A 20680-nucleotide genomic window follows, 5' to 3' on the forward strand; every position below is an offset into this window, starting at 1 on the left:
GAGACATACATCGGGCGGCGTCCACTGTTCTCGGGTATGCGAACCGGTACAGTTGCATGGTGATGCGAGATCCGCGCCCCAGCTCGGCGGAGCAGCCCGACGATGGTCCCCTCTACCGCCTATACCAGCGACGCCTGCGCCGGCAGATCGACCCGGCCCGGGTGCCGCACCATGTCGCGGTCATCGTCGATGGCAACCGCCGCTGGGCGAAGCTGCGGCTGCAGGAGCGCGCCGCCTTCGGGCACCGCGCCGGAGCGCGCAAGGTCCCCGAGTTTCTCGGCTGGTGCCAGGACGCCGGCGTGCAGGTCGTCACGCTCTATCTGCTCTCCTCCGACAACCTCACGGGCCGCGACTCGGCCGAGCTCGACGAGCTGTTCAGCATCATCGCCGACCTCGCCGAGGTGCTGGGCGAGCAGCCCGACTGGCGCATCCAGCATGTAGGCTCCGGCGACGGCCTGCCCGAGTCGCTCTGCAGCGCGATTCGGGGCGCCGAGGAGCGCACCCGCGACCACACGGGGCTGCACGTCAACCTCGCGGTCGGCTACGGCGGGCGCAGCGAAATCACGGCGGCGGTGCGCAGCATCATCGAGAAGCATCAGCGCGACGGCGGCAACCTCGACTCGCTCGCTGAGCGACTCACCCCCGATCAGATCGGCGAGCACCTCTGGACGGGCGGGCAGCCCGACCCTGACCTCGTCATCCGCACCTCGGGCGAGCAGCGCCTGAGCGACTTCATGATCTGGCAGTCCGCACACTCCGAGTTCTACTTCGTTGACGCGCTCTACCCGGACCTCCGCGAGGTCGATCTGCTGCGCGCGCTGCGCGATTACTCACGCCGCAACCGCCGCTACGGCAGCTAACGCCGCGGGTTACTTCACTGACCCGGCGGTGAGCCCGCCGACGATGTACTTCTGCAGAAACAGGAAGAGCGCCACCACGGGCAGCGCGGCGATGACCGCGCCGGCCGAGAAGGCGCTCCAGTCCGCGTACCGCGGGTTCGACACAAGCTTGGTGAGCCCCACGGCGAGCGTCTGCTTCTCGGTGTCGATCAGCAGCACCGAGGCCACGACGAACTCGTTCACCGAGGCGATGAACGACAGCAGGGCAACGACCGCGAGGATGGGGGCGACGAGCCGCAAGATGATCGTGAAGAAGATGCGCGCATGGCTGGCACCATCAATCTTTGCCGCCTCGTCGATCGACACCGGCACCGTATTGAAGAAGCCATACATTAGGTAGGTGTTCACGCCGAGTGCGCCACCGAGATAGACCATGATCAGGCCGATATGCGTGTTGAGGCCGATTGCGGGGAACCAGTCGCCGATCGCACTCATCAGCAGGAAGATCGCGACGACGGCCAGTAGTTGCGGGAACATCTGGACGACCACAATTGAGATCAGGCCGAAGCGGCGCCCCGCGAAGCGCATGCGCGAGAAAGAGTACGCGGCGAGCGCCCCAAGGAACACGGTCAGCACCGCCGTGATGCCCGAGATGAGAAGAGTGTTCCCAAACCACGGGAGGAACGGCACCTGCGGGTTGGTGAGAATGCGCGCGTAGCTGTCGAGGCCAATCTTTGAGAACAGCGCGTTCGAGCCCGTGAGCGTCCCGTGCGGATTGAGTGACGACGACACCACGAAAATGATCGGGAACAGCGAGAAGAGGACGACGGCGATGCCCACCAGGTGCCGCCACCCCGTCGCGGCAAACCAGCGGCGAAGGTGGAGCGGCTTGCGGGGCGGCTTCATCCCGGCACCCGCGTCCCGCATGAGGGTCGCGCGCGTTGAGAGATCAACAGGCATCTCTTGCTCACTAAATTCAAGATCCGTCGGGGTGCGGCGGTGGGAACGTGGGTTGGCCATCAGTTCAGCTCCTCGAGGGACTTGGTGCGACGGAAGGCAAGCACGGCGATCACTGCCACGATGATAAAGATGATGATCGAGTACGCGCTCGCGAGGCCATAGTCACGGGTCTGTCCCGTAAAGGCGATCTTGTAGACCATCGAGATCAGGATGTCGGTGTGGCCGACGGGGATCGGCGCGTTCGAGTCGCGCGGGCCGCCGTCGGTCAGCATGTAGATCACATTGAAGTTATTGAAGTTGAAGGCAAACGACGCGATCAACAACGGCGCCACCGAGACGAGCAACAGCGGCAGCTTGATGAGTCGGAAGACCGCCCAGGGCTTCGCGCCGTCCACGGTCGCGGCCTCCTCCAGCTCTTCGGGGATCGACTGCAGTGCCCCGGTGCACACCAGGAACATGTACGGGAATCCCAACCAGAGGTTGACGAGCAATACCGAGAACTTGGCGAGCACCGGATCGGTGAGCCAGGGGATGTCCGCTCCCCCAAACAGCACCTGGTTGATGAACCCGAAGCTCTCGTTCATCATGCCGGCCCAGATCAGCGCGGAGAGGAAGGACGGGATCGCGTACGGCAGGATCATCAAGACCCGGTAGTACTTCCGTCCTTTCATGCGCTTGTCGTTGAAGACGATGGCCAGCAGCAACCCGAGGAAGAACGTCGAGGCGACGGAGATGAGCGCGAACGCAAAGGTCCAGAGGGTGACGTAGACGAGCGGACCGAGCAGCCGCGTATCGGTCACGGCCCGCACAAAGTTGTCAAAGCCGACCGGGATCTGCCAGCCAGGGAGGAGCTCTGCTCCGGTGTCAGAGGTGAACGCGCCCGTACCAATGTCGGAGTAGACGACGTCGGTGTCGAGGTTCGTCATGGTGCCCGCGGCCTCGTCGTACGCGAGGTTCGAGACATAGAGGTAGGCGCTCGAGCCGTCCGGGGTGCGCAGTGCACCGTCGTTCGGGTCTTGCGAGAACGGCACCGCGAGGTTTGTGATCTCGTCCGTGCGCGCAATGACTTCCGCGAAGGTCAAGGAGGTCCAGCCCTCGACCGCGACGGCGCGATCGCCGTCCATCTCGGCGTCGACGGGGGCGAGCGGCTGCTCGTTCGTGCCGAGCAGCGTCTCGCCGACCGGGTCGACCACGAGCAGGCCCAGTGTGCCCCACTGGTCGACGACGGTCACCGGGAAGGTGGGCGAGTCTTCCACGCGCTGCAGCGAGGAGGACATGAGCGATGAGACGGCCTGATCCTTGGAACCGTTGTGGCCCGTGCCGTAGTTCGTGAAGGCGACGTAGCCGGTGTAGACGAGCACGAAGACCTGAAACACGACCAGGAAGATCACGCCAGGAGTGAGGTACTTCGCGGGGAGTTTGCGGGGTGAGAAGTAGATCCAGTTCACGACCACCGTGACCACGAAGACCAGCCCCGCGACGAGCCACTGCCCGGCCGACGCTAGGACGATCAATCCGTAGATCGCAATCGCGTCCACGACGCCCAGCATGACCAGCTTGAGTAACAGCACCTTCATCCCACCAGAGGCGGCCTCTGCGATGCCTGCCGCCCGCCGCTGCTTTCGGGTCGCCCCCGCGTCCAAATCGGCCCCGTTGTCGATCGTGGTACTCATACTGCTCGCTCTTTCGTCTCACTCATCGATAGTGAACGGAATTCGGCTGTCCGGTAGCGCTGCTTGCGCAGGACCAGATCGGGCCCCTGCCCGGGTCCCGATCTGGTCCGTTGCGCGAACTGCATCAACGGATGGGTTAGTTCCCGTCGATTGCGGCCTGTACGTCGGTGGCCAGTTTCTGCCAGGTGGCGACCGGATCGGCACCGTTGATGATGTCGGCCTCGGCAATGCCCCAATACTGCCAGACGACACCCATTGCGGGGATGGCCGGCATCGGTACCGAGTCGGCGCCGACCGCAGCGAACCCGGCGACGATTGGATCGCTCGACGCGGTCTCCGCCGCGGCCGAAAGCGCGGGGAGCACATTGCCTGCCTTGAACAGCTCGAGCTGGACTTCCTCAGTACCGAGGTAGTTCACCAGGAAGTCGTTCGCGGCAACCTTGTTCTTCGACTCCGAGGAGACGAAGAAGCCCTTGACCCCGGCGAACGGCGCCGCGGTCTCCGCGGTTGGGCTCGGCACGCTGTCGACCGAGACGTTGATGCCGGCATCAATCGCAGCTCCCACGTTCCACGGGCCGGTCAGCCAGAATGCCGCGGTCCCGTCGATAAAGGCCTGCTTGGCGATGTCGCCGTCAACATCGGTATTGAAGACACCGGTGCCGCTTTTTCCCTGCCCGCCCAGCCAGGTGGCGAACTGCTCGCCACCGGCGTTGCCGATCTGCAAGTCAGTCGGGTCGTACCCGTCGGGGCCGCTCCCAAAGACGGGGGCGCCGAACGCGGTCTGGAACGGGTACAGGTGGTACGGGTTGCCCTCCGCGCCCTGCTCAACCACGAACGGCTGAGCGAGCCCGGCCGCCTTACCCTTGGCAATCATGTCATCGAAGCTCGTGGCCGCTTCCGGGACGAGGTCCGCGTTGCGCAGCACCGCGATGTTCTCGACCGCGTACGGCAGCATGTAGGTCGTGCCCTCGTACGTGGACGCGTCGATGGCCACCTGGAGGAACCCGTCGGCAGCGTCGCCGAGCTCGATGGGGGCGACGACGCCGTTGGTCGAGAACTCGCCGAGCCAGTCGTGCGCGCCCATGACTACGTCGGGGCCCTTGCCTGTGGGTGCCTGCTGGATGAAGTCGTCCTTGATGTCAGCGTTGTCCTTGCTGACCAGTTTGACCTCGATCCCCTTCTCCTCCGAGTACGCGTCGGCGGCGCCCTGCAGCGCGTCGATGCGCTCAGCGTCCACCCAGACCGTCAGCGAGCTGCTCGAGGCCGCTTCGTCCTTCGCTCCGCCGTCGCTTGCAGTGCAGCTCGTGAGACCGAGCGTCGCGATCGCGGCTACGGCCCCGGCGGCGAGCAGGCTTTTTCTGTTCACCCTCATTGGTGTGCCCTTCTCCGTGTGTGTGAGATCGGCGCCTTCGCCTGCGTGATGCAATTCTCGTTCATCAGTGAACGTGCATCACACTCGAAAAGCCGTTCTTTCGTACGATTCGCCAGCATTGTGCAAGCGATTACAGTTATACCCTGCCTCAGGTTCCCAATCAAAACAATATTTATGCATCGATACCCATTTGTAACCGACTGGCGGGCGCCGCTACCTGCAAGCGCTTTCACATTTGCGTGAGTTCAGGTACAGTCGCCGCATGACTTCCGAATGGTGGCGCACTGCCGCGATCTACCAAATTTATCCGCGCTCGTTCGCTGACGCGAATGGCGACGGCATGGGCGACCTCGTCGGCATCACGTCGCGGCTTGCAGCGTTGCAGGAACTCGGCATCGACGCCATCTGGCTCTCGCCCTTCTTCACCTCACCGCAGAAGGACGCCGGCTACGACGTTGCCGACTACTGCGACGTCGACCCGCTCTTCGGCACCCTCGGCGATTTCGACGGCCTCGTAGCCTCGGCGCACGCGCAGGACATCCGGGTCATCGTCGACCTGGTCCCGAACCACTCCTCCGACGCGCACAAGTGGTTCCAGTCGGCGCTCGCCGCCGCGCCTGGCAGCGCCGAACGCGGGCGCTACCTTTTCCGAGACGGCCTCGGCGAGCGCGGCGAGCGACCGCCGAACAACTGGCAGTCCGTCTTTGGCGGGCCAGCATGGACCCGCGTGACCGAGGCTGACGGCACCCCGGGCCAGTGGTACCTCCACCTCTTCGACAGCTCGCAGCCCGACTTCGACTGGACGAACGAGGAGGTCCGCGAGGAGTTCCGTCGCATCCTGCGGTTCTGGCTCGATCGCGGTGTCGACGGCTTCCGTGTCGACGTCGCACACGGCATGATCAAGGCCGAGGGCCTGCCCGACTTCACTCCCCCGCCCGCAAGTGGCAGCATGGGCGGAGGCGCGGACGATCCCGACGAGGGTGCCGCCAGCGCTCCCTACTGGGGCCAGGACGAGGTCCACGAGATCTACCGGGACTGGCGCACCCTGCTCGACGAGTACCCCGGTGACCGCGTCCTCGCGGCCGAGGCATGGGTTAATCCCCTCTCTAGGGTTGCGCAGTGGGTGCGCCCCGACGAGATGCACCAGGCGTTCAACTTCGCGTACTTGGAGACTCCGTGGGACGCGAACGCCCTGCGCGGGGTCATCGACGACTCGCTCGCGGCGTTTTCGTCGGTGGGCGCTCCCTCCACCTGGGTGCTGTCGAATCACGACGTCGTCCGACACGCAACCCGCCTCTCGCTCACCGTCGAGAACCCCCAGGGCCACGGCCTCGGCTCCCGCTCGTTGGGACTTCCCGAGTACGCCCAGGGACTCCAACGTGCCCGCGCCGCCACCTTGCTGATGCTCGCGCTCCCCGGCTCGGTCTATCTCTATCAGGGCGAGGAGCTCGGGCTGCCCGAGGTCACCGACCTCGCCGATGGGGCCAGGCAGGATCCGACATGGTTCCGCACCCTCGGCGAGCGCTACGGCAGGGATGGCTGCCGCGTGCCCCTGCCGTGGGAGGCGTCCGCGCCCTCGTACGGCTTCGGCCCGACCGACGCCAGCTGGCTGCCGCAACCCGCTCAATGGGCCGAGCTTGCGCGGGACGTGCAGCAGGACGACCCCGAATCGACGCTCTCGCTCTATCGTGATGCCCTGGCCCTGCGGCGCGCATACGGGTTGGGAGCGGGCACCCTCGAGTGGCTGCCGGGGTTCCCAGAGCCCGTCATCGCGTTCCGCAACGGACAGGTCGTGGTTGTCGCCAACACCGGCGACGTGCCCGTCGAGCTCCCAGCCGGCACGCTCCTGCGGGCGAGCGGGCCGCTCGACGGCGACCGCCTCCCCGCCGACACGACCGCGTGGCTCGAGTCCTAGCGGATCCGGCCGCCGAAGCACCAGGAGACCAGTAGGATTTCTGTGATCCGGCACGGCCGGGAACCCTCCGGCACTGCCGGAGTCGACTCGGCACTCGCCGGGAATGAGGAGCCATGGCCAGCATCGAAGAGGTTGCGCGACTCGCGGGAGTCTCGACCGCGACGGTGTCGCGCGCGCTCAGCGGTCGCGGGCACGTGTCACCGGCGTCCCGAGCCAAGGTCGAGGTGGCCGCCGCGTCGCTCGGGTACGTCGTCTCGTCGAACGCGTCGAGCCTCGCTTCCGGGCGCACCCGCAACATCGGCGTCGTGGTGCCGTTCCTCAACCGCTGGTTCTTCTCCTCGGTGCTCGAGGGCGCGCAGCAGGCCCTCATTCATCGCGGCTACGACCTCACGCTGTACAACCTCGCCGGGGATGGCCGTGAGCGCGCGAGTGTCTTCGAGCACTTCCTCATGCGCCAACGCGTGGACGCGGTGATCGCCGTGTCGCTCGAGCTCACCGAGCCCGAGGTCGCGCGGCTGCACGACCTGGGCAAGCCGCTCGTCGGCGTCGGCGGGCCGATCCCCGGCGTGCGCACGCTGATGATCGATGACGTTACGGTCGCTCGCCTCGCGACCGAACACCTCATCAGCCTCGGCCACTCGCGCATCGCACACATCGGCGGCAACCTCGACCTCGACCTCGACTTCCACCTCCCGACGAGCCGGCGCGCCGGCTACGAGGCCGCGCTCACCGATGCCGGAATCACCCCCGATCCGCGGTTGCTCGCTCGTGCAGATTTCACGGTTGCCGGCGGTTATCACGCGGCGAAGCAGCTGCTCGGCACCCCGCATGACCGTCCGACCGCGATCTTTGCCGCCTCGGATGAAATGGCGATTGGATCGATTCTCGCCGCACGAGACCTCGGTCTCGCCGTGCCGGGTGACGTATCGATCGTGGGCATCGACGACCACGACCTCGCAGACTTCTTCAACCTCACGACGATCGCACAGTTTCCACGCGTGCAGGGCGAGATGGCCGTCGAGATCCTCATGGACGAACTCGAGCCCGGAAGTTCGACGTCCCCGACGCTGGCGCCCACCGCGCTGCCCTTCGAGCTGCGCGTGCGCTCGTCGACGGCCCGACCGTTGAGCTAACTGGACTTTCCCGGCAGGATCCCGGCTGCGGGACACCCGCCGCCGAACTCAGCCTGGGTAGGGCGGTTCGTCGTAGGGGTCGTACGGCGGCTCGTCCGGAAACTCGAAGGGCGCCTCGTCCGCGGGCGGCGCGCTCGTGACGGTGGGCCGGGCGGGCGCTTGGCGCGCGGGGGCTTGCCTGCGCGCTGGGGCGACCGCTGGAGCCGTCGCCGGGGCAGCCGCTGCGACCAGGTCCGCGGCCGGCTCGCCGAGCCCGGCAAGCACGTCGAGCACCGCCTCGCCATATCGCTCAAGCTTCGCCTCGCCGATGCCGCTGATGCCGCCGAGTTCTTCGAGGGTAGACGGCCGGTGTACTGAGAGCGCCTTCAGCGTCTCGTTGCCGAACACGATGTACGCGGGGACGCCCTGCTCGCGCGCCTCTTCGGCGCGCCATGAGCGCAGGCGCTCGAACCGTTCGAGCTGATCCGGAGCCAAATCGAGCGTCGCGGCGGACGCCTTGGGCGCCCGCGGGGCCTTCGCCGCGAGGACCTCCTCGCGCAGCTCGACCTTCGCGGTCCCGGCGAGCACCGCACGGCTCTCGTCGGTCAGGGTGAGAACGCCCCACTCTCCCACTGAGGCGAGCAGCCCGGTGGCGACGCTGTGCCGGGCGACCCCGCGCCACTGGGTCGCGTTCAAGTCCTGGCCAATGCCCCAGGTACTCAGCTTGTCAAGCCCGATCTGGCTGGCGCGCGCCGAGGCGACGCCACGCAGGACATCGATGTGCTGACCGGCCCCGTAGCGCTGGCCATACTCGCGCTCGGTGCGCAGAATCGTCGAGAGCAGCTTCTGGGTCGGCACGGTCGCGTCCCAGAGCACCGGCGGATCGAGGCAAACGTCGCAGTTTCCGCAGGCCGTGTTCTCGTGCTCGCCGAAGTAGTCGAGCAGGAAGACGCGGCGGCAGGCGACCGTCTCGCAGAGCGCGAGCATGGCGTCGAGGTGACGAGACTGGTTGCGCTTCGTGGCGACGTCGCCGTCGCCCGTCTCGATCATGCGGCGCTGCTGCACCACGTCAGCGAGGCCGTAAGCGAGCCAGGTGTCGGAGGGGGCGCCGTCGCGTCCGGCGCGGCCCGTCTCTTGGTAGTACCCCTCGACCGACTTCGGCAGGTCGATGTGCGCGACGAAGCGGACATCGGGCTTGTCGATACCCATGCCGAACGCCACGGTGGCGCACACCACGACGCCATCTTCACGCAGGAAGCGCGTCTGCGCCCGCATGCGCTCGGACGCGTCGAGACCCGCGTGGTAGGCGACCGCATCAATACCCTGATCGCGCAGGAACTTCGCGGTCTGCTCGACTGATTTGCGGCTCAGGGCGTAGACGATGCCGGCCTCGCCCGCGTGCTCGTCACGGATGAACGCCAGCAGCTGCTTGCGCACCTGGTCCTTCGCCCCGATGCGGTAGCGAATGTTCGGGCGGTCGAAGCTCGCGACGAAGTGGCGAGCCGCACCGAGGTGCAGCCGCTCGGTGATCTCGCGGTGCGTCTCGGGGGTCGCGGTCGCGGTCAGCGCGATGCGCGGGACGTCCGGCCAGCGCTCGGCCAGGGCACCCAGGCGCAGGTAGTCCGGGCGGAAGTCATGGCCCCACTGCGACACACAGTGCGCCTCGTCGATCGCGAAGAGCGCGATCTTGCCCGAGGCGAGAAACTCGATGGTGCCGGGCGATGACAGGCGCTCGGGCGCGAGATACAGCAGGTCGAGCTCGCCCGCGCGGTACGCCTCGGTGACCTGGCGCTGTTCGCCAGCGTCCATCGTCGAGTTCAGGGCGCCGGCCCGCACGCCGGCGAGGCGCAGGGCCGCCACCTGGTCATGCATGAGCGCGACCAGCGGCGAGATAACGATCCCGGTGCCCTCGCGGGCGATGGACGGAATTTGGTAGCACAGCGACTTGCCGCCGCCGGTCGGCATGAGCACGACGGCGTCGCCGCCGCCGGTCACATGCCGGATGATCTCGTCCTGCTCGCCCCGGAAATCGGCGTAGCCGAAGACCTGCGAGAGGATCTGTGCCGGATCCTGCCCTGTCAGCACGAAGCTCCTTGTGTGGCCGGGCTAGCGCCCGGCGTTGTCCTGCGGGTTCTGGTCTGGGTCTGCCGCGTCGGATGCGCGAGTTTCCGCCGCGTCCGCAGGCTCGGCGCTCGCGGCTTCCTCGGGGGCAGGATCCGCGCCGTCGGCGGACTGCGTGTCGCGATCGGCGACCTCCTGTGCGAGTTCCTCACGGACCTGTTCACGGAACTGAATGCGGCGGACACGGCGATTCATGTCGAGCAAGAGAAAGATCACGGCGACCGCGACGAGCGCGATCGCAGCAAACCCGAGCACTCCCGGCGTGACCTTGTCCGGGTCGTACACCGGCACTTCCTCGGCAGCGAATACGGTGACGAAGTTCACCACTTACTCCTCCTTGATTCCCTCGAACAGATCGTGTTCAAACTCAGCGGTGGGCACCCGGCTGGCCGCCAGGCGGTAGTCCTCGAATGGCCACGCCTCGCGCTGTAGGTCGTTCGGCCAGAAGAAGAATCTGCTGTCTGGCGGCACCTGGCTCGCGTGGGCGCGCAGCGCGTCGTCGCGCTTCTCAAAAAAATCGCCGACATCGACGCGGGCGGTCGCACTGTAGGGCCGGTTTCCCAGCCACTCCTCGAGCTCGGCAAACTGGCGGGCAATCTCGGAGTCGGGCTCGCGCTCGCGCACCAGCTCGCCGACGTGGCGCATGCGCTCGGAGTTGAAGATCTCTTCGTAGTACAGCTTCTCGATGTTCCAGGGCTCGCCGGCCTCGGGGAACACCTCGGGGTCGCCCGCGAAGTCGTAGGCAAACTTGCTGATCTCGTGGCAGCGAATGTGATCGGGGTGCGGGTAGCCACCGATCTCGTTGTACGTGATCATGACGTGGGGCCGGAACTCGCGCACGACGCGCACGAGCACCTCGGCGGAGAGCTCGATCGGGATCGCCGCAAAGGATCCGGGCGGTACCGTCTCGCCCTCCTCGGGGAGCCCTGAGTCGCGATAGCCTAGCCAGCGGTGCTCGAAGCCCAGGATCTCGCGCGCCCGAGCCATCTCATCACGCCGGAGGCCCGCCAGGTCTCGACGCGACTTCGGGTCGCGAGCGACGAGCTCGTTCAGAATGTCGCCGAGTTCGCCGCCGGTACAGCTGATCACGAGCACCTCGACGCCGCGATCGACGTAGTGCGCGTAGGTCGCCGCGCCCTTGCTTGATTCGTCATCAGGATGCGCGTGCACCGCGATCAGTCTGGGGGTCATCCGCATCCCTCTCTCATGGGGCGTTCGGGTGTCGCCAGGTAGCCTGGATACCGACCCCTCACTCTACTTGGTCCACATCGGAGGTTCGCGTGTCAGTTCCAGCGGAAGCCCAGGCCGCGTCCCTTGAGGACCGCTATGGCACCGGGCGTTCTCGTCGACTGGACAAACGGATCGGATACGTCGCCGGCGGGTTGCTCGTCGCGGGCGGCATCGCGTTTCTCGCCTTCAGCGGATGGAACGATTCCTCGAAGCTCGAGTTCCGCGATCTGGCGCATTCGATGCCGGACGACCGGACGGTCACGGTGACCTTCGAGGTCACCGCACCGCCCGAGACAACCGTGCTCTGCGCCGTCGAGGCGTTGAACACCTCGTACGCCACGGTCGGCTGGAAGTTCACCGAGCTACCCGCCTCCTCAGAGCGCACGCGCACCGTCACGGAGTCGCTCGTGACGACCAATCCGGCAACAACCGGAACCGTCAACCACTGTTGGATCCCTGAGCAGTCCTGATAGTCTGCTGCTGCGCTCCGGGTTTTCCCGGGGCGCATTCCGTTCGTCCCTCACACTCGTGCGAGCGAACCCGACACTGTCAAGAAAGGGGATCCCAGCATGGCCGCATTGCCCACAGCAACCTGGTTGACCCAGGAGGCGTTTGATCGTCTCCAGCTCGAGCTCGACGAGCTCACCGGACCGCGCCGTACCGAGATCGTGAAGCGCATCGAGGCTGCCCGCGAAGAGGGCGACCTCAAGGAGAACGGTGGCTATCACGCCGCCAAGGACGAGCAGGGCAAGCTTGAGGCGCGCATCCGCGACCTCGGGGAGCTGCTCAAGCACGCCGTCGTGCGCGCCGCGCCTGAGAGCCACGGCGTGGTCGAGGTCGGCACCGTCATCTCCGCAAACGTCCTCGGCGATCCCGAGAAGTTCCTGCTCGGCAGCCGCGAGCTCGCTGGCGATTCGGGCCTCGACGTCTACAGCGCGGAGAGCCCGTTGGGCACCGCGATCCTGGGCCTCAAGGTCGGCGACGAGTCCAGCTATGTCGCCCCGAACGGCAAGACGATCGACGTCAAGATTCTGGCGGTCGACACCTACGCTGGCTAGTTTTCAGTCCGGCGAACGAGATGCGGCGCGACTCCCGAGTGGGAGCCGCGCCGTATCTGTCTCAGCGCAAGGCTAGTAGCGCTCGCCGATCCGGACCTCGTAGCCCTCGGCGCGCAGGATGCGCAGCAGCTCCTCACCGTGCTCGGTGCCGCGCGTCTCGACGTGCAGCTCGAGCTCGACATCGCTGATGGGCAGCCCCGTGCCGTGCCGGGTGTGCAGCACCTCGACCACGTTCGCGTTCGCGGCCGACACGATCTCGGCGGTGCGCGCGAGCTGGCCCGGGCGGTCGGGCAGCGAGATGCGCAGCTTCATGTAGCGATCGGAGGCGGCGAGGCCGTGGCCGATCACGCGCTGCAGGAGCAGCGGGTCGATGTTGCCGCCCGACAGAATCGTCGCGGTGACGCCCGTCGCCTTGATCTTCCCCGTGATCATTGCGGCGACCCCTGCCGCGCCGGCCGGCTCGACGACCATCTTCGCGCGCTCGAGCAGGACGAGGATCGCGCGAGCGATGTCCTCGTCGCTCACGGTGACGATCTCGTCCACGAACTCGCGGATCAGTGCGAAGTTGCGCTCTCCGGGTCGCGCAACGGCAATACCATCGGCGATCGTCGAGCGGGTCTTGATCGTGACCGGGTGCCCGGCCTCGATCGAGGGCGGGTACGGGGCGGCGTTTTCCGCCTGCACCCCGATGACGCGCATCGGGCGTCCTTCGGCGCGGGCGCGCAGCTTCGCGGCGACCGCGACGCCCGAGATCAGCCCGCCGCCGCCGATCGGGACGACGAGCGTCTCGATGTCCGGGGCGACGTCGAGCATCTCTAGTGCAACCGTGCCCTGACCCTCGATGACCGCATCGTCGTCGAACGGCGCGATGAAGGTTCCGTTCGTCGCCTGCACAAATGCCTGCGCCGCGGCGCTGCACGCATCAAAGTCGTCTCCCTCGAGCACGACCTCGGCGCCGTAGTTCCGGGTCGCCTGCAGCTTGGGCAGCGCGACACCGCGCGGCATGAAGATGGTGGCTTTGATTCCGAGCTCACGCGCCGCGAAGGCAACGCCCTGGGCGTGGTTCCCGGCGGACGCGGCGACGACACCTGCGGCCCGCTCTGCCTCGCTCAGCTGGGTCAGGCGGTTGTACGCGCCGCGGAGCTTGTACGCCCCCGTGCGCTGCAGGTTCTCGCACTTGAGGTACACCTTGGGTACCCCGAGCACCTCGGCCAGGTAGCGCGACGACTCGAGCGGAGTCGGCTGCGTGACCCGCTCCACAATCGCGCGCGCCCGCTCAAAGTCGGCCAGTGTCGGCGTGCGGAACGCTTCGGTCATTCTGTTTCCTCCTTGGAGATCAAGCGTTTGATGCGGCGGGCTCTCGCCCGCACATCGTGCTCGCGTTTGTAATCGGCGTGGAACGCGGCGACCGGATCCGGCTCGCCCTTCCACTTCCCCGACACCAGATAATTGACGATCGAGTTCGCCGAGGCGACAAGCGGCACGGCGAAGAGCGCGCCGGGGATGCCGCCGACCAGCGCGCCGGTGGACACCGCGAGCACGACGCCGAGCGGGTGCACGCGCACCGCGTTGCCCATGACGAGCGGCTGCAGGATGTGCCCTTCAACCTGGTTCACCAATACGACGACGCCCAGCATGATGAGCGCGTTGACCGGGCCGTTGTAGACGAGCGCGACGAAGGCGGCCAGAGCCCCCGTCACGATCGCTCCCAGGAACGGGATGAACGAGCCGAGGAAGACGAGCACGGCGAGCGGGATCGCGAGCGGGACCTGCAACACTGCAGCGCCGATGCCGATGCCGACCGCGTCGACGAACGCGACGAAGATCTGCACACGGACGTACTGCCCGACCGAGACCCAGCCGGAGCGGCCTGCGCCATCGATCGCGGCGTGTGCGCCCGCGGGGAGGAAGCCCAGCACCCAGTACCAGATGCGCTTGCCGTCGATGAGTAGGAAGATGAGGCTGAAGAGGGTGAGGAGCATCCCCGCGATCACCTGGGTGACCGTCGTGCCGACCGATAGCGCCCCGCTCCAGATCACACCGGAGTCGGCCTGAATCGAGGTGACGAGCTTGTCGATGTAGTCCTGCACCTGCTCGGCGCTCAGGCCCAGCACGCCGCTCTCCAGCCAGTGCGCGAGGTCGTTGATGGCGCCGGCGGATCGCTTCGCGAGGTCCGAGAAGCCGCTGCGGAACTGGGTGACGATGAGGAAGACGAGCATCGAGACCGCGCTGAGCAACGCCACGAGGGCCGTCAGCACGCCCATCCATCGCGGCAGCCCCCACTTCACGAAGCGATGCACGATCGGCGCGAGCAGGGCGGTGAGCAGGATCGCGACCAGCACCGGAATGACGATGAACCGCACCTGGACGATGAGCCAGATGAACACGGCCGCGGCCGCGGCGATCAAGATCAGGCGCCAGGACCAGGCGGCGGCGATGCGCACCCCGAGCGGCAGCGCGCTGGCAGCATTTGCCCCCGGATCCTGCTGGGCAGGCGTCTCGGCGCTGGGTTCCACTGACGGTGAATCATTCACGAGCTTCATCCTAGCGAGGCGCGTGCTACCGTACCGTGATGCGCGACTCCCTGACCCCGTCCGAGGCCCGCAGGATCGCGCTCGCCGCGCAGGGCTTTGCGGGCACGCCGAGGCTGCGCGCGAGGCGCCCGTTCGACCCGGCGCTCGAGCGACTGCACGTGCTGCAGATCGACTCGGTCAACGTCTTCGCCCGCAGCCACTACCTGCCGGTATTCTCGCGCCACGGCGAATATTCGGCCGAGGCGCTCGATACGCTCCTCTGGAAAAGCGGTGACTTCACCGAGTACTGGGCGCACGAGGCCGCGTTCATCGCGGTCAACGATCGCCCGCTCTTTGCCTGGCGCATGGACGACTATCGGGCCCGGCACCTGCGGGAGGGCTTTCTCGAGGCACACGGGGCGACGCTCGCCCGCGTGCGCTCCGCCCTGGCGGACGGCGGGCCCCAGTTCGTGCGCGAGCTCGAGGAGGGCCCGCGCGAGTCACGTGGCCCCTGGTGGGACTGGAGCGACACGAAGCTCGCGGTGGAGCGCCTGTTCGCCTGGGGCGAGGTGGTGTCCGCGGGCCGAGAGCGGTTCGAACGCCGCTACGCCCTCGCCGAGCGCGCGTTGCCGGAGTCGGCCCTCGCCCAGCCGCCAAGCCGGGCCGACGCGCAGCGCACACTCGTCGAGCGCGCCGCCCGCTCGCTGGGGGTCGCGACCCTCGCCGACCTGGCCGACTACCACCGTCTCAAGGTCGCCGAGGCTCGCGTCGCGGCACGCGCGCTCGAGGATGCGGGGACGCTCGTCCCCGTCGCGGTAGCGGGCTGGACGACTCCTGGGGGCACGCCGCTTCCGGCGTGGATGCACCGGGACGCGCGAGTGCCCGCCCGGCTCGCGCCCGACGCGCTGCTCACCCCGTTCGACCCGGTCTGCTGGTTCCGCCCGCGCACCGAGCGCCTCTTCGATTTTCACTACCGCATCGAGATCTACACCCCGAAAGAACAGCGCCGATATGGCTACTACTGCCTCCCCTGATGGTCGGGGGTCGCTTGGTCGGCCGCATCGATCTCAAGGCCGACCGGGCGGGCCGCGCGCTACTGGTCCAGGCGGCGTGGCAGGAGGACGGTGCGCCGGCGCACACCGCCGAGGTCGCGCAGGGCCTGCTGGCGCGTGCCGCGTCCTGGCAGGGCCTCGACCGGGTGAGCGTCAGCGGCGTCGGCAACCTTCCGCTCCCCGCACACTTCGAGTCGTAACCGGCAGGATCCTGCCGGGCGCCCGCCCGCCCGATCAGCGCAGCTTGCCGAGCACGCGCCGCACAATCGTGTCCTTCGCCGAGGTGAAGGGCGGCATGATGGTCGGCGCGAGTGTGTCCGGGCGCAGGGGCTTAGACAGCACCGCCTTCTCGTGACTGAAGACGCGGAACGAACGCTCGCCGTGGTAGGCGCCCATACCGCTCTCGCCGACGCCGCCGAAGGGGAGCTCGGGCACGGTGAGGTGCAGCACGGGAGCGCCGAAGCAGAGCGCGCCCGAGCTCGTCTCGAGCTCCCAGCGCCTGCGCACCTCGGGCTCGTCGCTGAACACGTACGCCCCGAGCGGCTTGTCGCGGCCCACGACGAAGTCGATCGCGTCGCTGAGGCCACTGACCTCGACCAGGGGCAAGATCGGGCCGAAAATCTCGTCCGTCATGACGGACGAGTCGCGAGCCACGCCGCCCAGCACGGTCGGCTCGATGAAGCGCGTCGCCGCATCGCTGCGGCCGCCCGCCAACACGGTGCCGTCCGACAGATACCCCGTGAGCCGCGTGAAGTGGCTGTCGGTCACGATACGGCCATAGTCGGGGTTTCTCTCAGCCGCGTTGCCATAGAGCTCGTGAATCGCTTCCACGAGCAACGGGCCGAGCGCGCGCAACACTGCCGCGGTGCCGAGCACGTAGTCGGGCGCGACGCAGGTCTGGCCGGCGTTCATGTACTTCGCCCAGGCGATTCGCTTCGCCGCTTCGGCGAGCGGGACCGAAGCATCGACGTACACCGGCGACTTTCCGCCCAGCTCGAGCGTGATTGGGGTGAGGTGCTCGGCGGCCGCCCGCGCCACGATCCGACCCACCCGGCCGTTGCCGGTGTAGAAGATGTGGTCGAACCGCTCCGCGAGCAGTGCGGTCGCGGCCGCGGCATCGCCCGTGACGACCGATACCGCGCGCCGGTCAACGTACTCGGGCAGCCGTCGCGCGATGACCTCGGCGGTCGCGGGGGCCAGCTCGCTCGGCTTCAGGATCGCGGCGTTACCGGCCGCCAGCGCACCGATGAGGGGCGAGAGGCCGAGCATAAGCGGGTAGTTCCACGGCGCGATGATCAGCGCAAGGCCGAGCGGCTCGGGGCGCACGCGGGCGCTCGCGGGCTGGATCGCCAGCGGGACGGCCACCCGGCGCGGGCGGGTCCAAGCCGCGAGATGCTGCAGCGTGTGCGAGATCTCGCTGAGCAGAAACCCGATCTCGGTGAGCTGCGCCTCTGTGCCTGACTTGCCCAGGTCTTCCCTCAGCGCGCGCTCAAACTCGTCGCCGCACTCGAGCAGCATGCGACGCATTCCGTCGAGCTGGGCGCGACGCCACGCGAGCGGCCGAGTCAGGCCGCTCGCGAAGCTCTCGCGCAGCGAGTGTACGAGTTCGGGAATTCCGGTGGTGGCATGGGCCTGGGGCGTCATGCCACCCATGCTAGCCGTGTAGGGCAGGAACGATCAGATAGATTCCACCGAGTACGCAGGCCGCCGAGAGTGCGAAGCACGTGTAGGCAGCGATCGTTGCCCAGCGGGGCCGGTCATGGTCGTCGACGTCGTCGTCCTCGTCGTCGCGCGACGGTCCGCTCGGGGCGAAGGTGCCATCCGGCTGGGGCGCTGGCGGGGTCGGAACCGCAAGGAAGCGAATCCCGAACGAGTACAACGAGACCACGACGAGCGCGGATACCAGCGCGGCGACAAACACTGCGACAAATGCCATCCAGTCGATCATCAGCGCTTCTCCTGCTCTTGCTCAGCGGCGCGCGCTTCATCAGCGGCAACTCCCGCGGCTTCCTTGGCGGCCTTGTCCTCGCGCACCGCGGTCTGCGCCAGCGAGGTGAGGGGCGGAATCGTCCCGGTCTCAGTCGGCACGCGGCGAATCTTGCGCTTGCGAATGCGGACCGCGTAGCCCGACTCCGCCACGTCCGAGATGGCGTTGGTGTGGTCGACCTTGTTTCGCGCTGAACGCCAGAAGATGAACAGGATCGCGGCGAGGCCGAGGACCGAGTCGATGACAATGCCGACCGTGCCGAGGTGGGCGATCAACGCGGCCACCGCGCCGACCGCAGCGGCGGAGGGCAGCGTGAAGAGCCAGCCGAGGCCGATCTTGCCGACGGTGCGCCAGCGCACGCTGGAGCCCTTGCGGCCGAGGCCCGAGCCGATGACCGAGCCCGAGGCCACCTGGGTGGTGGAGAGCGCGAAACCGAGGTGGCTGGAGGCCAGGATCGTGGCGGCCGTGGAGGTTTCCGCGGCGAAACCCTGGGCGGGCTTGACCTGGGTGAGCCCTGCCCCGAGCGTGCGGATGATGCGCCAGCCGCCCGAGTAGGTGCCGATTGCGATGGCGAGGGCACACGAGATGACGACCCACAGGTGCGGGCCGGTGCCCGCCTCCTGGAGGCCGGCGGCGACGAGCGTCAGGGTAATGATGCCCATCGTCTTCTGCGCGTCGTTCGTGCCGTGCGCCAGCGCAATGAGCGACGAGGACGCAATCTGGGCGTAGCGGAAGCGGCCGCGGCCGTCCTTGCGACCGTCGTTGCGCTTCGTGATGCGGTACGCGACCTTCGTGGCGATGAACGCGACGAGGCCCGCGGTGAGCGGGGCCGCGAGCGCCGGGATGATGACCTTGGATAGGAAGACGCCCCCATCGATCGCGGCGAAACCTGCGCCGACGATCGCGGCGCCGATCAGGCCGCCGAAGAGGGCGTGCGACGAGCTCGAGGGCAGGCCGTACAACCAGGTCAACAGGTTCCAGATGATCGCGCCGATGAGGCCGGCGAAGATCATCTCTGGTGAGATGAGCACGCCTCCCTCGCCCTCGCGGATGATGCCGCTCGAGATCGTCTTCGCCACTTCGGTGGAGAGGAACGCGCCGACAAGATTCAGGATCGCAGCCAGGAGAACAGCCGTCTTCGCCTTCAACGCGCCCGTTGCGATCGGCGTCGCCATAGCGTTCGCCGTGTCGTGGAAGCCGTTCGTGAAGTCGAAGAAGAGAGCTAGTCCAATGACCAGTATCACGATAAGAGTGAGTTCCACCGGCGTCTTTCGTTTGAGGTGCCTGGGGGTCCGGATCGAAGTCACGAATTCGTTTACGAAAACGTCACCGTGTGTTCACCCGGATGGGGTTGCAACCGAAATGATCCAGGCAAATCGTTTCATCTCACTCGGCGCAGGTCAAGTCAGCGCTCAGACGGCGGCGCGCCGCGCGGAATAGACTCGGGTTCAAGGCGTTGTAGTCGGCGAAGAACGCCGAAAACCGCGCGATCACGTTCAGCAAACACCCAGCCCCGACGGAGGCCCTCTTGAGCACCTCGTATATCCCCGAAGCCGGCAGCATCACCATGTTCTCCACCACGTGGTGCGGCTACTGCCGACGACTGAAGACGCAGCTGGATCGCGAGGGGATCGGCTACACCGAGATCAACATCGAAGAGGTGCCGGGAACGGCAGAGCTCGTCGAGTCGATCAACAACGGTAACCAGGTTGTCCCCACGGTGCTCTACCCGGACGGCACCTCGGCAACGAACCCGTCACTCAAGGACGTGCAGGCGGCGCTCGCCTAACCGCCTCACCTAGCCGAACAGGCGCCGGACCTCGGTGTATCGATCCGCGGGAACTGTTTTGAGTTCGCCCACCGCCTCGGCGAGCGGGATGAGGCGCATGCGGTCGCCATCGAGCGCCACCATGGTGCCCCAGTCCTCACTGGAGACGGCCTCAGCCGAGGCGAAGCCGACCCGGGTCGCGAGCACGCGGTCGAACGCGGTCGGCACCCCACCGCGCTGCACGTGGCCGAGCACGGTCGCTCGGGTCTCGATGCCGGTGCGCTCCTCGATGAGCGGCGCGAGCACCTCTGAGATGCCGCCGAGGCGCGGGCGCCCAAAGCCGTCGAGCCCCTGGCGGGTGACGGACGTTTCGCCCGCGAGCGTGAACCCCTCGGCCACCACCACGAGCGACGAGCGCCCCCGCTCCCCCACGTGGGTGATCCACGCGCAAATGTCCTCGATGGACTCGGGGAACTCCGGAATCAGGGTGACCTGCGCGCCGCCAGCCATCGCCGAGTGGAGCGCGATCCAGCCGGCATCGCGGCCCATCACCTCCAGCAGCATGCAGCGGCGGTGCGACTCCCCCGTCGTGCGCAGCCGGTCGATTGCCTCGGTCGCGATCGAAACGGCGGTGTCGAAGCCGAACGTGTAATCCGTGCCGCTGATGTCGTTGTCGATCGTCTTGGGCATTCCGATCACCCTGATCCCGGCGCTGTCGAGCAGCCGGGCGACGGTCTGCGTGCCGTTGCCGCCGATCAGGATCAGGCCGTCGAGGCCGTACTCTTCCATCTGGTCGCGCAGGGCGTCGTACTCCGCCTCCGTACCGCCTCTGCTCTCGAACGGCGGCACCCGGCTCGTGCCGAGCATGACCCCACCCATGGGAGAAAGGCCCCGTACCGCGAGGCGGTCGAGCGTGACCCAGTCCCCCTCGTGGAAGCCGCGCCAGCCGTCCAGGAAGCCGATCATCTCGAACCCGAGCCCGTCGACGCCGCGCAGCACCGCGCCGCGAATGGCGGCGTTCATGCCGGGGCTGTCGCCACCTGAACAGATCACACCAAGCTTCATTGCGTTTCCTCCTGT

General features: G+C 67.3%; 20 protein-coding genes. 8 read left to right on the forward strand and 12 right to left on the reverse strand.

Translation table 11 applies throughout. The features are described from left to right. Window positions 1–56: 56 nt before the first annotated feature. Entirely contained in the window at window positions 57–860 is an 804-nt protein-coding gene (locus tag JW030_RS10700; RefSeq protein ID WP_370567040.1) for an isoprenyl transferase, read from the forward strand. A gap of 9 nt (window positions 861–869) precedes the next feature. On the opposite strand, the gene JW030_RS10705 is transcribed toward JW030_RS10700, so the two are convergent. The 3 genes from JW030_RS10705 to JW030_RS10715 all read right to left on the reverse strand — a co-directional run bounded on the left by JW030_RS10705 (window position 870) and on the right by JW030_RS10715 (window position 4844). Continuing rightward, window positions 870–1766, reverse strand: a complete 897-nt coding sequence (locus tag JW030_RS10705; RefSeq protein WP_188046323.1) for a sugar ABC transporter permease — start codon at window positions 1764–1766, stop codon at window positions 870–872. A gap of 92 nt (window positions 1767–1858) precedes the next feature. Further along, on the reverse strand, window positions 1859–3472 hold the full coding sequence (locus JW030_RS10710) for an ABC transporter permease subunit (protein ID WP_188046260.1): 1614 nt from the start codon (window positions 3470–3472) through the stop codon (window positions 1859–1861). A 136-nt stretch (window positions 3473–3608) separates the two neighbouring features. Continuing rightward, complete coding sequence (locus tag JW030_RS10715) at window positions 3609–4844, reverse strand: maltose ABC transporter substrate-binding protein (RefSeq protein WP_188046259.1); 1236 nt, start codon at window positions 4842–4844, stop codon at window positions 3609–3611. A 262-nt stretch (window positions 4845–5106) separates the two neighbouring features. Here JW030_RS10715 and JW030_RS10720 point away from each other — a divergent pair, with 262 nt between their 5' ends. Then, window positions 5107–6759 (forward strand): glycoside hydrolase family 13 protein, encoded by a 1653-nt coding sequence (locus tag JW030_RS10720; RefSeq protein WP_188046258.1) that lies wholly within the window; start codon window positions 5107–5109, stop codon window positions 6757–6759. 113 nt (window positions 6760–6872) lie between these two features. Next, on the forward strand, window positions 6873–7892 hold the full coding sequence (locus tag JW030_RS10725; protein WP_188046257.1) for a LacI family DNA-binding transcriptional regulator: 1020 nt from the start codon (window positions 6873–6875) through the stop codon (window positions 7890–7892). 48 nt (window positions 7893–7940) lie between these two features. Here JW030_RS10725 and recQ read toward each other — a convergent pair whose 3' ends face one another. Genes recQ through mca form a run of 3 tightly spaced genes read right to left on the reverse strand, consistent with a single transcriptional unit; the run spans window position 7941 to window position 11183 of the window. Next, window positions 7941–9956 (reverse strand): DNA helicase RecQ, encoded by a 2016-nt coding sequence (gene recQ / locus JW030_RS10730; RefSeq protein WP_188046256.1) that lies wholly within the window; start codon window positions 9954–9956, stop codon window positions 7941–7943. 21 nt (window positions 9957–9977) lie between these two features. Further along, the gene (locus JW030_RS10735) at window positions 9978–10316 is read right to left on the reverse strand and encodes a hypothetical protein (RefSeq protein WP_206348560.1); all 339 of its coding nucleotides are present in this window, start codon (window positions 10314–10316) and stop codon (window positions 9978–9980) included. Window positions 10317–10319: 3 nt separating this feature from the next. Beyond that, entirely contained in the window at window positions 10320–11183 is an 864-nt protein-coding gene (gene mca / locus JW030_RS10740; RefSeq protein ID WP_188046254.1) for a mycothiol conjugate amidase Mca, read from the reverse strand. A gap of 89 nt (window positions 11184–11272) precedes the next feature. On the opposite strand from mca, the gene JW030_RS10745 reads away from it, so the two are divergent. Both JW030_RS10745 and greA read left to right on the forward strand, forming a co-directional pair. After that, window positions 11273–11692 carry a DUF4307 domain-containing protein gene (locus tag JW030_RS10745; protein ID WP_188046253.1) on the forward strand — a complete coding sequence of 140 codons (420 nt, stop codon included), beginning with the start codon at window positions 11273–11275 and terminating at the stop codon, window positions 11690–11692. A 99-nt stretch (window positions 11693–11791) separates the two neighbouring features. Next, entirely contained in the window at window positions 11792–12280 is a 489-nt protein-coding gene (greA, locus tag JW030_RS10750) for a transcription elongation factor GreA (protein ID WP_188046252.1), read from the forward strand. A 72-nt stretch (window positions 12281–12352) separates the two neighbouring features. On the opposite strand, the gene ilvA is transcribed toward greA, so the two are convergent. Together ilvA and JW030_RS10760 are read right to left on the reverse strand one after the other, a co-directional pair. Further along, window positions 12353–13597, reverse strand: a complete 1245-nt coding sequence (gene ilvA, locus JW030_RS10755) for a threonine ammonia-lyase (protein ID WP_188046251.1) — start codon at window positions 13595–13597, stop codon at window positions 12353–12355. After that, a complete protein-coding gene (locus JW030_RS10760; protein ID WP_241095425.1) occupies window positions 13594–14814 on the reverse strand; it encodes an AI-2E family transporter in 1221 nt (406 codons plus the stop codon). Before JW030_RS10760 ends, ilvA begins: the two co-directional genes overlap by 4 nt. Window positions 14815–14852: 38 nt before the next feature. Between JW030_RS10760 and JW030_RS10765 the strand changes: the two genes are divergently transcribed. Continuing rightward, on the forward strand, window positions 14853–15827 hold the full coding sequence (locus JW030_RS10765) for a winged helix-turn-helix domain-containing protein (RefSeq protein ID WP_241095426.1): 975 nt from the start codon (window positions 14853–14855) through the stop codon (window positions 15825–15827). Further along, the gene (locus JW030_RS13550) at window positions 15827–16045 is read left to right on the forward strand and encodes a hypothetical protein (RefSeq protein ID WP_241095427.1); all 219 of its coding nucleotides are present in this window, start codon (window positions 15827–15829) and stop codon (window positions 16043–16045) included. The genes JW030_RS10765 and JW030_RS13550 overlap by 1 nt, the downstream gene beginning before the upstream one ends. A 34-nt stretch (window positions 16046–16079) precedes the next feature. Here JW030_RS13550 and JW030_RS10770 read toward each other — a convergent pair whose 3' ends face one another. The 3 genes from JW030_RS10770 to JW030_RS10780 are packed head-to-tail and all read right to left on the reverse strand — an operon-like array spanning window position 16080 to window position 19094. Next, window positions 16080–17489 (reverse strand): aldehyde dehydrogenase family protein, encoded by a 1410-nt coding sequence (locus JW030_RS10770; protein WP_188046249.1) that lies wholly within the window; start codon window positions 17487–17489, stop codon window positions 16080–16082. Window positions 17490–17499: 10 nt separating this feature from the next. Further along, on the reverse strand, window positions 17500–17793 hold the full coding sequence (locus JW030_RS10775) for a hypothetical protein (protein WP_188046248.1): 294 nt from the start codon (window positions 17791–17793) through the stop codon (window positions 17500–17502). Continuing rightward, a complete protein-coding gene (locus JW030_RS10780; RefSeq protein WP_188046247.1) occupies window positions 17793–19094 on the reverse strand; it encodes an inorganic phosphate transporter in 1302 nt (433 codons plus the stop codon). The genes JW030_RS10775 and JW030_RS10780 overlap by 1 nt, the downstream gene beginning before the upstream one ends. A gap of 305 nt (window positions 19095–19399) precedes the next feature. Here JW030_RS10780 and JW030_RS10785 point away from each other — a divergent pair, with 305 nt between their 5' ends. Next, on the forward strand, window positions 19400–19621 hold the full coding sequence (locus JW030_RS10785; protein WP_188046322.1) for a mycoredoxin: 222 nt from the start codon (window positions 19400–19402) through the stop codon (window positions 19619–19621). A 9-nt stretch (window positions 19622–19630) separates the two neighbouring features. On the opposite strand, the gene JW030_RS10790 is transcribed toward JW030_RS10785, so the two are convergent. Continuing rightward, window positions 19631–20665 carry a 6-phosphofructokinase gene (locus JW030_RS10790; protein WP_188046246.1) on the reverse strand — a complete coding sequence of 345 codons (1035 nt, stop codon included), beginning with the start codon at window positions 20663–20665 and terminating at the stop codon, window positions 19631–19633. Window positions 20666–20680 lie beyond the last annotated feature (15 nt).

It is taken from the genome of Leucobacter sp. CX169 (assembly GCF_017161405.1).
In the GTDB taxonomy this organism is placed as follows: Bacteria; Actinomycetota; Actinomycetes; order Actinomycetales; family Microbacteriaceae; genus Cx-87.

What these genes read in the sequence shown, in the direction of transcription:
- JW030_RS10710 (WP_188046260.1), bottom strand. Translation starts at nt 3,472, where the DNA reads ATGAGTACCACGATCGACAACGGGGCCGATTTGGACGCGGGGGCGACC.
- greA (WP_188046252.1), top strand. Translation starts at nt 11,792, where the DNA reads ATGGCCGCATTGCCCACAGCAACCTGGTTGACCCAGGAGGCGTTTGAT.
- JW030_RS10725 (WP_188046257.1), top strand. Translation starts at nt 6,873, where the DNA reads ATGGCCAGCATCGAAGAGGTTGCGCGACTCGCGGGAGTCTCGACCGCG.
- JW030_RS10765 (WP_241095426.1), top strand. Translation starts at nt 14,853, where the DNA reads ATGCGCGACTCCCTGACCCCGTCCGAGGCCCGCAGGATCGCGCTCGCC.
- ilvA (WP_188046251.1), bottom strand. Translation starts at nt 13,597, where the DNA reads ATGACCGAAGCGTTCCGCACGCCGACACTGGCCGACTTTGAGCGGGCG.
- JW030_RS10705 (WP_188046323.1), bottom strand. Translation starts at nt 1,766, where the DNA reads ATGCGGGACGCGGGTGCCGGGATGAAGCCGCCCCGCAAGCCGCTCCAC.
- JW030_RS10770 (WP_188046249.1), bottom strand. Translation starts at nt 17,489, where the DNA reads ATGACGCCCCAGGCCCATGCCACCACCGGAATTCCCGAACTCGTACAC.
- JW030_RS10790 (WP_188046246.1), bottom strand. Translation starts at nt 20,665, where the DNA reads ATGAAGCTTGGTGTGATCTGTTCAGGTGGCGACAGCCCCGGCATGAAC.
- JW030_RS10775 (WP_188046248.1), bottom strand. Translation starts at nt 17,793, where the DNA reads ATGATCGACTGGATGGCATTTGTCGCAGTGTTTGTCGCCGCGCTGGTA.
- JW030_RS10720 (WP_188046258.1), top strand. Translation starts at nt 5,107, where the DNA reads ATGACTTCCGAATGGTGGCGCACTGCCGCGATCTACCAAATTTATCCG.
- JW030_RS10785 (WP_188046322.1), top strand. Translation starts at nt 19,400, where the DNA reads ATGTTCTCCACCACGTGGTGCGGCTACTGCCGACGACTGAAGACGCAG.
- JW030_RS10700 (WP_370567040.1), top strand. Translation starts at nt 57, where the DNA reads ATGGTGATGCGAGATCCGCGCCCCAGCTCGGCGGAGCAGCCCGACGAT.
- mca (WP_188046254.1), bottom strand. Translation starts at nt 11,183, where the DNA reads ATGACCCCCAGACTGATCGCGGTGCACGCGCATCCTGATGACGAATCA.
- JW030_RS10715 (WP_188046259.1), bottom strand. Translation starts at nt 4,844, where the DNA reads ATGAGGGTGAACAGAAAAAGCCTGCTCGCCGCCGGGGCCGTAGCCGCG.
- JW030_RS13550 (WP_241095427.1), top strand. Translation starts at nt 15,827, where the DNA reads ATGGTCGGGGGTCGCTTGGTCGGCCGCATCGATCTCAAGGCCGACCGG.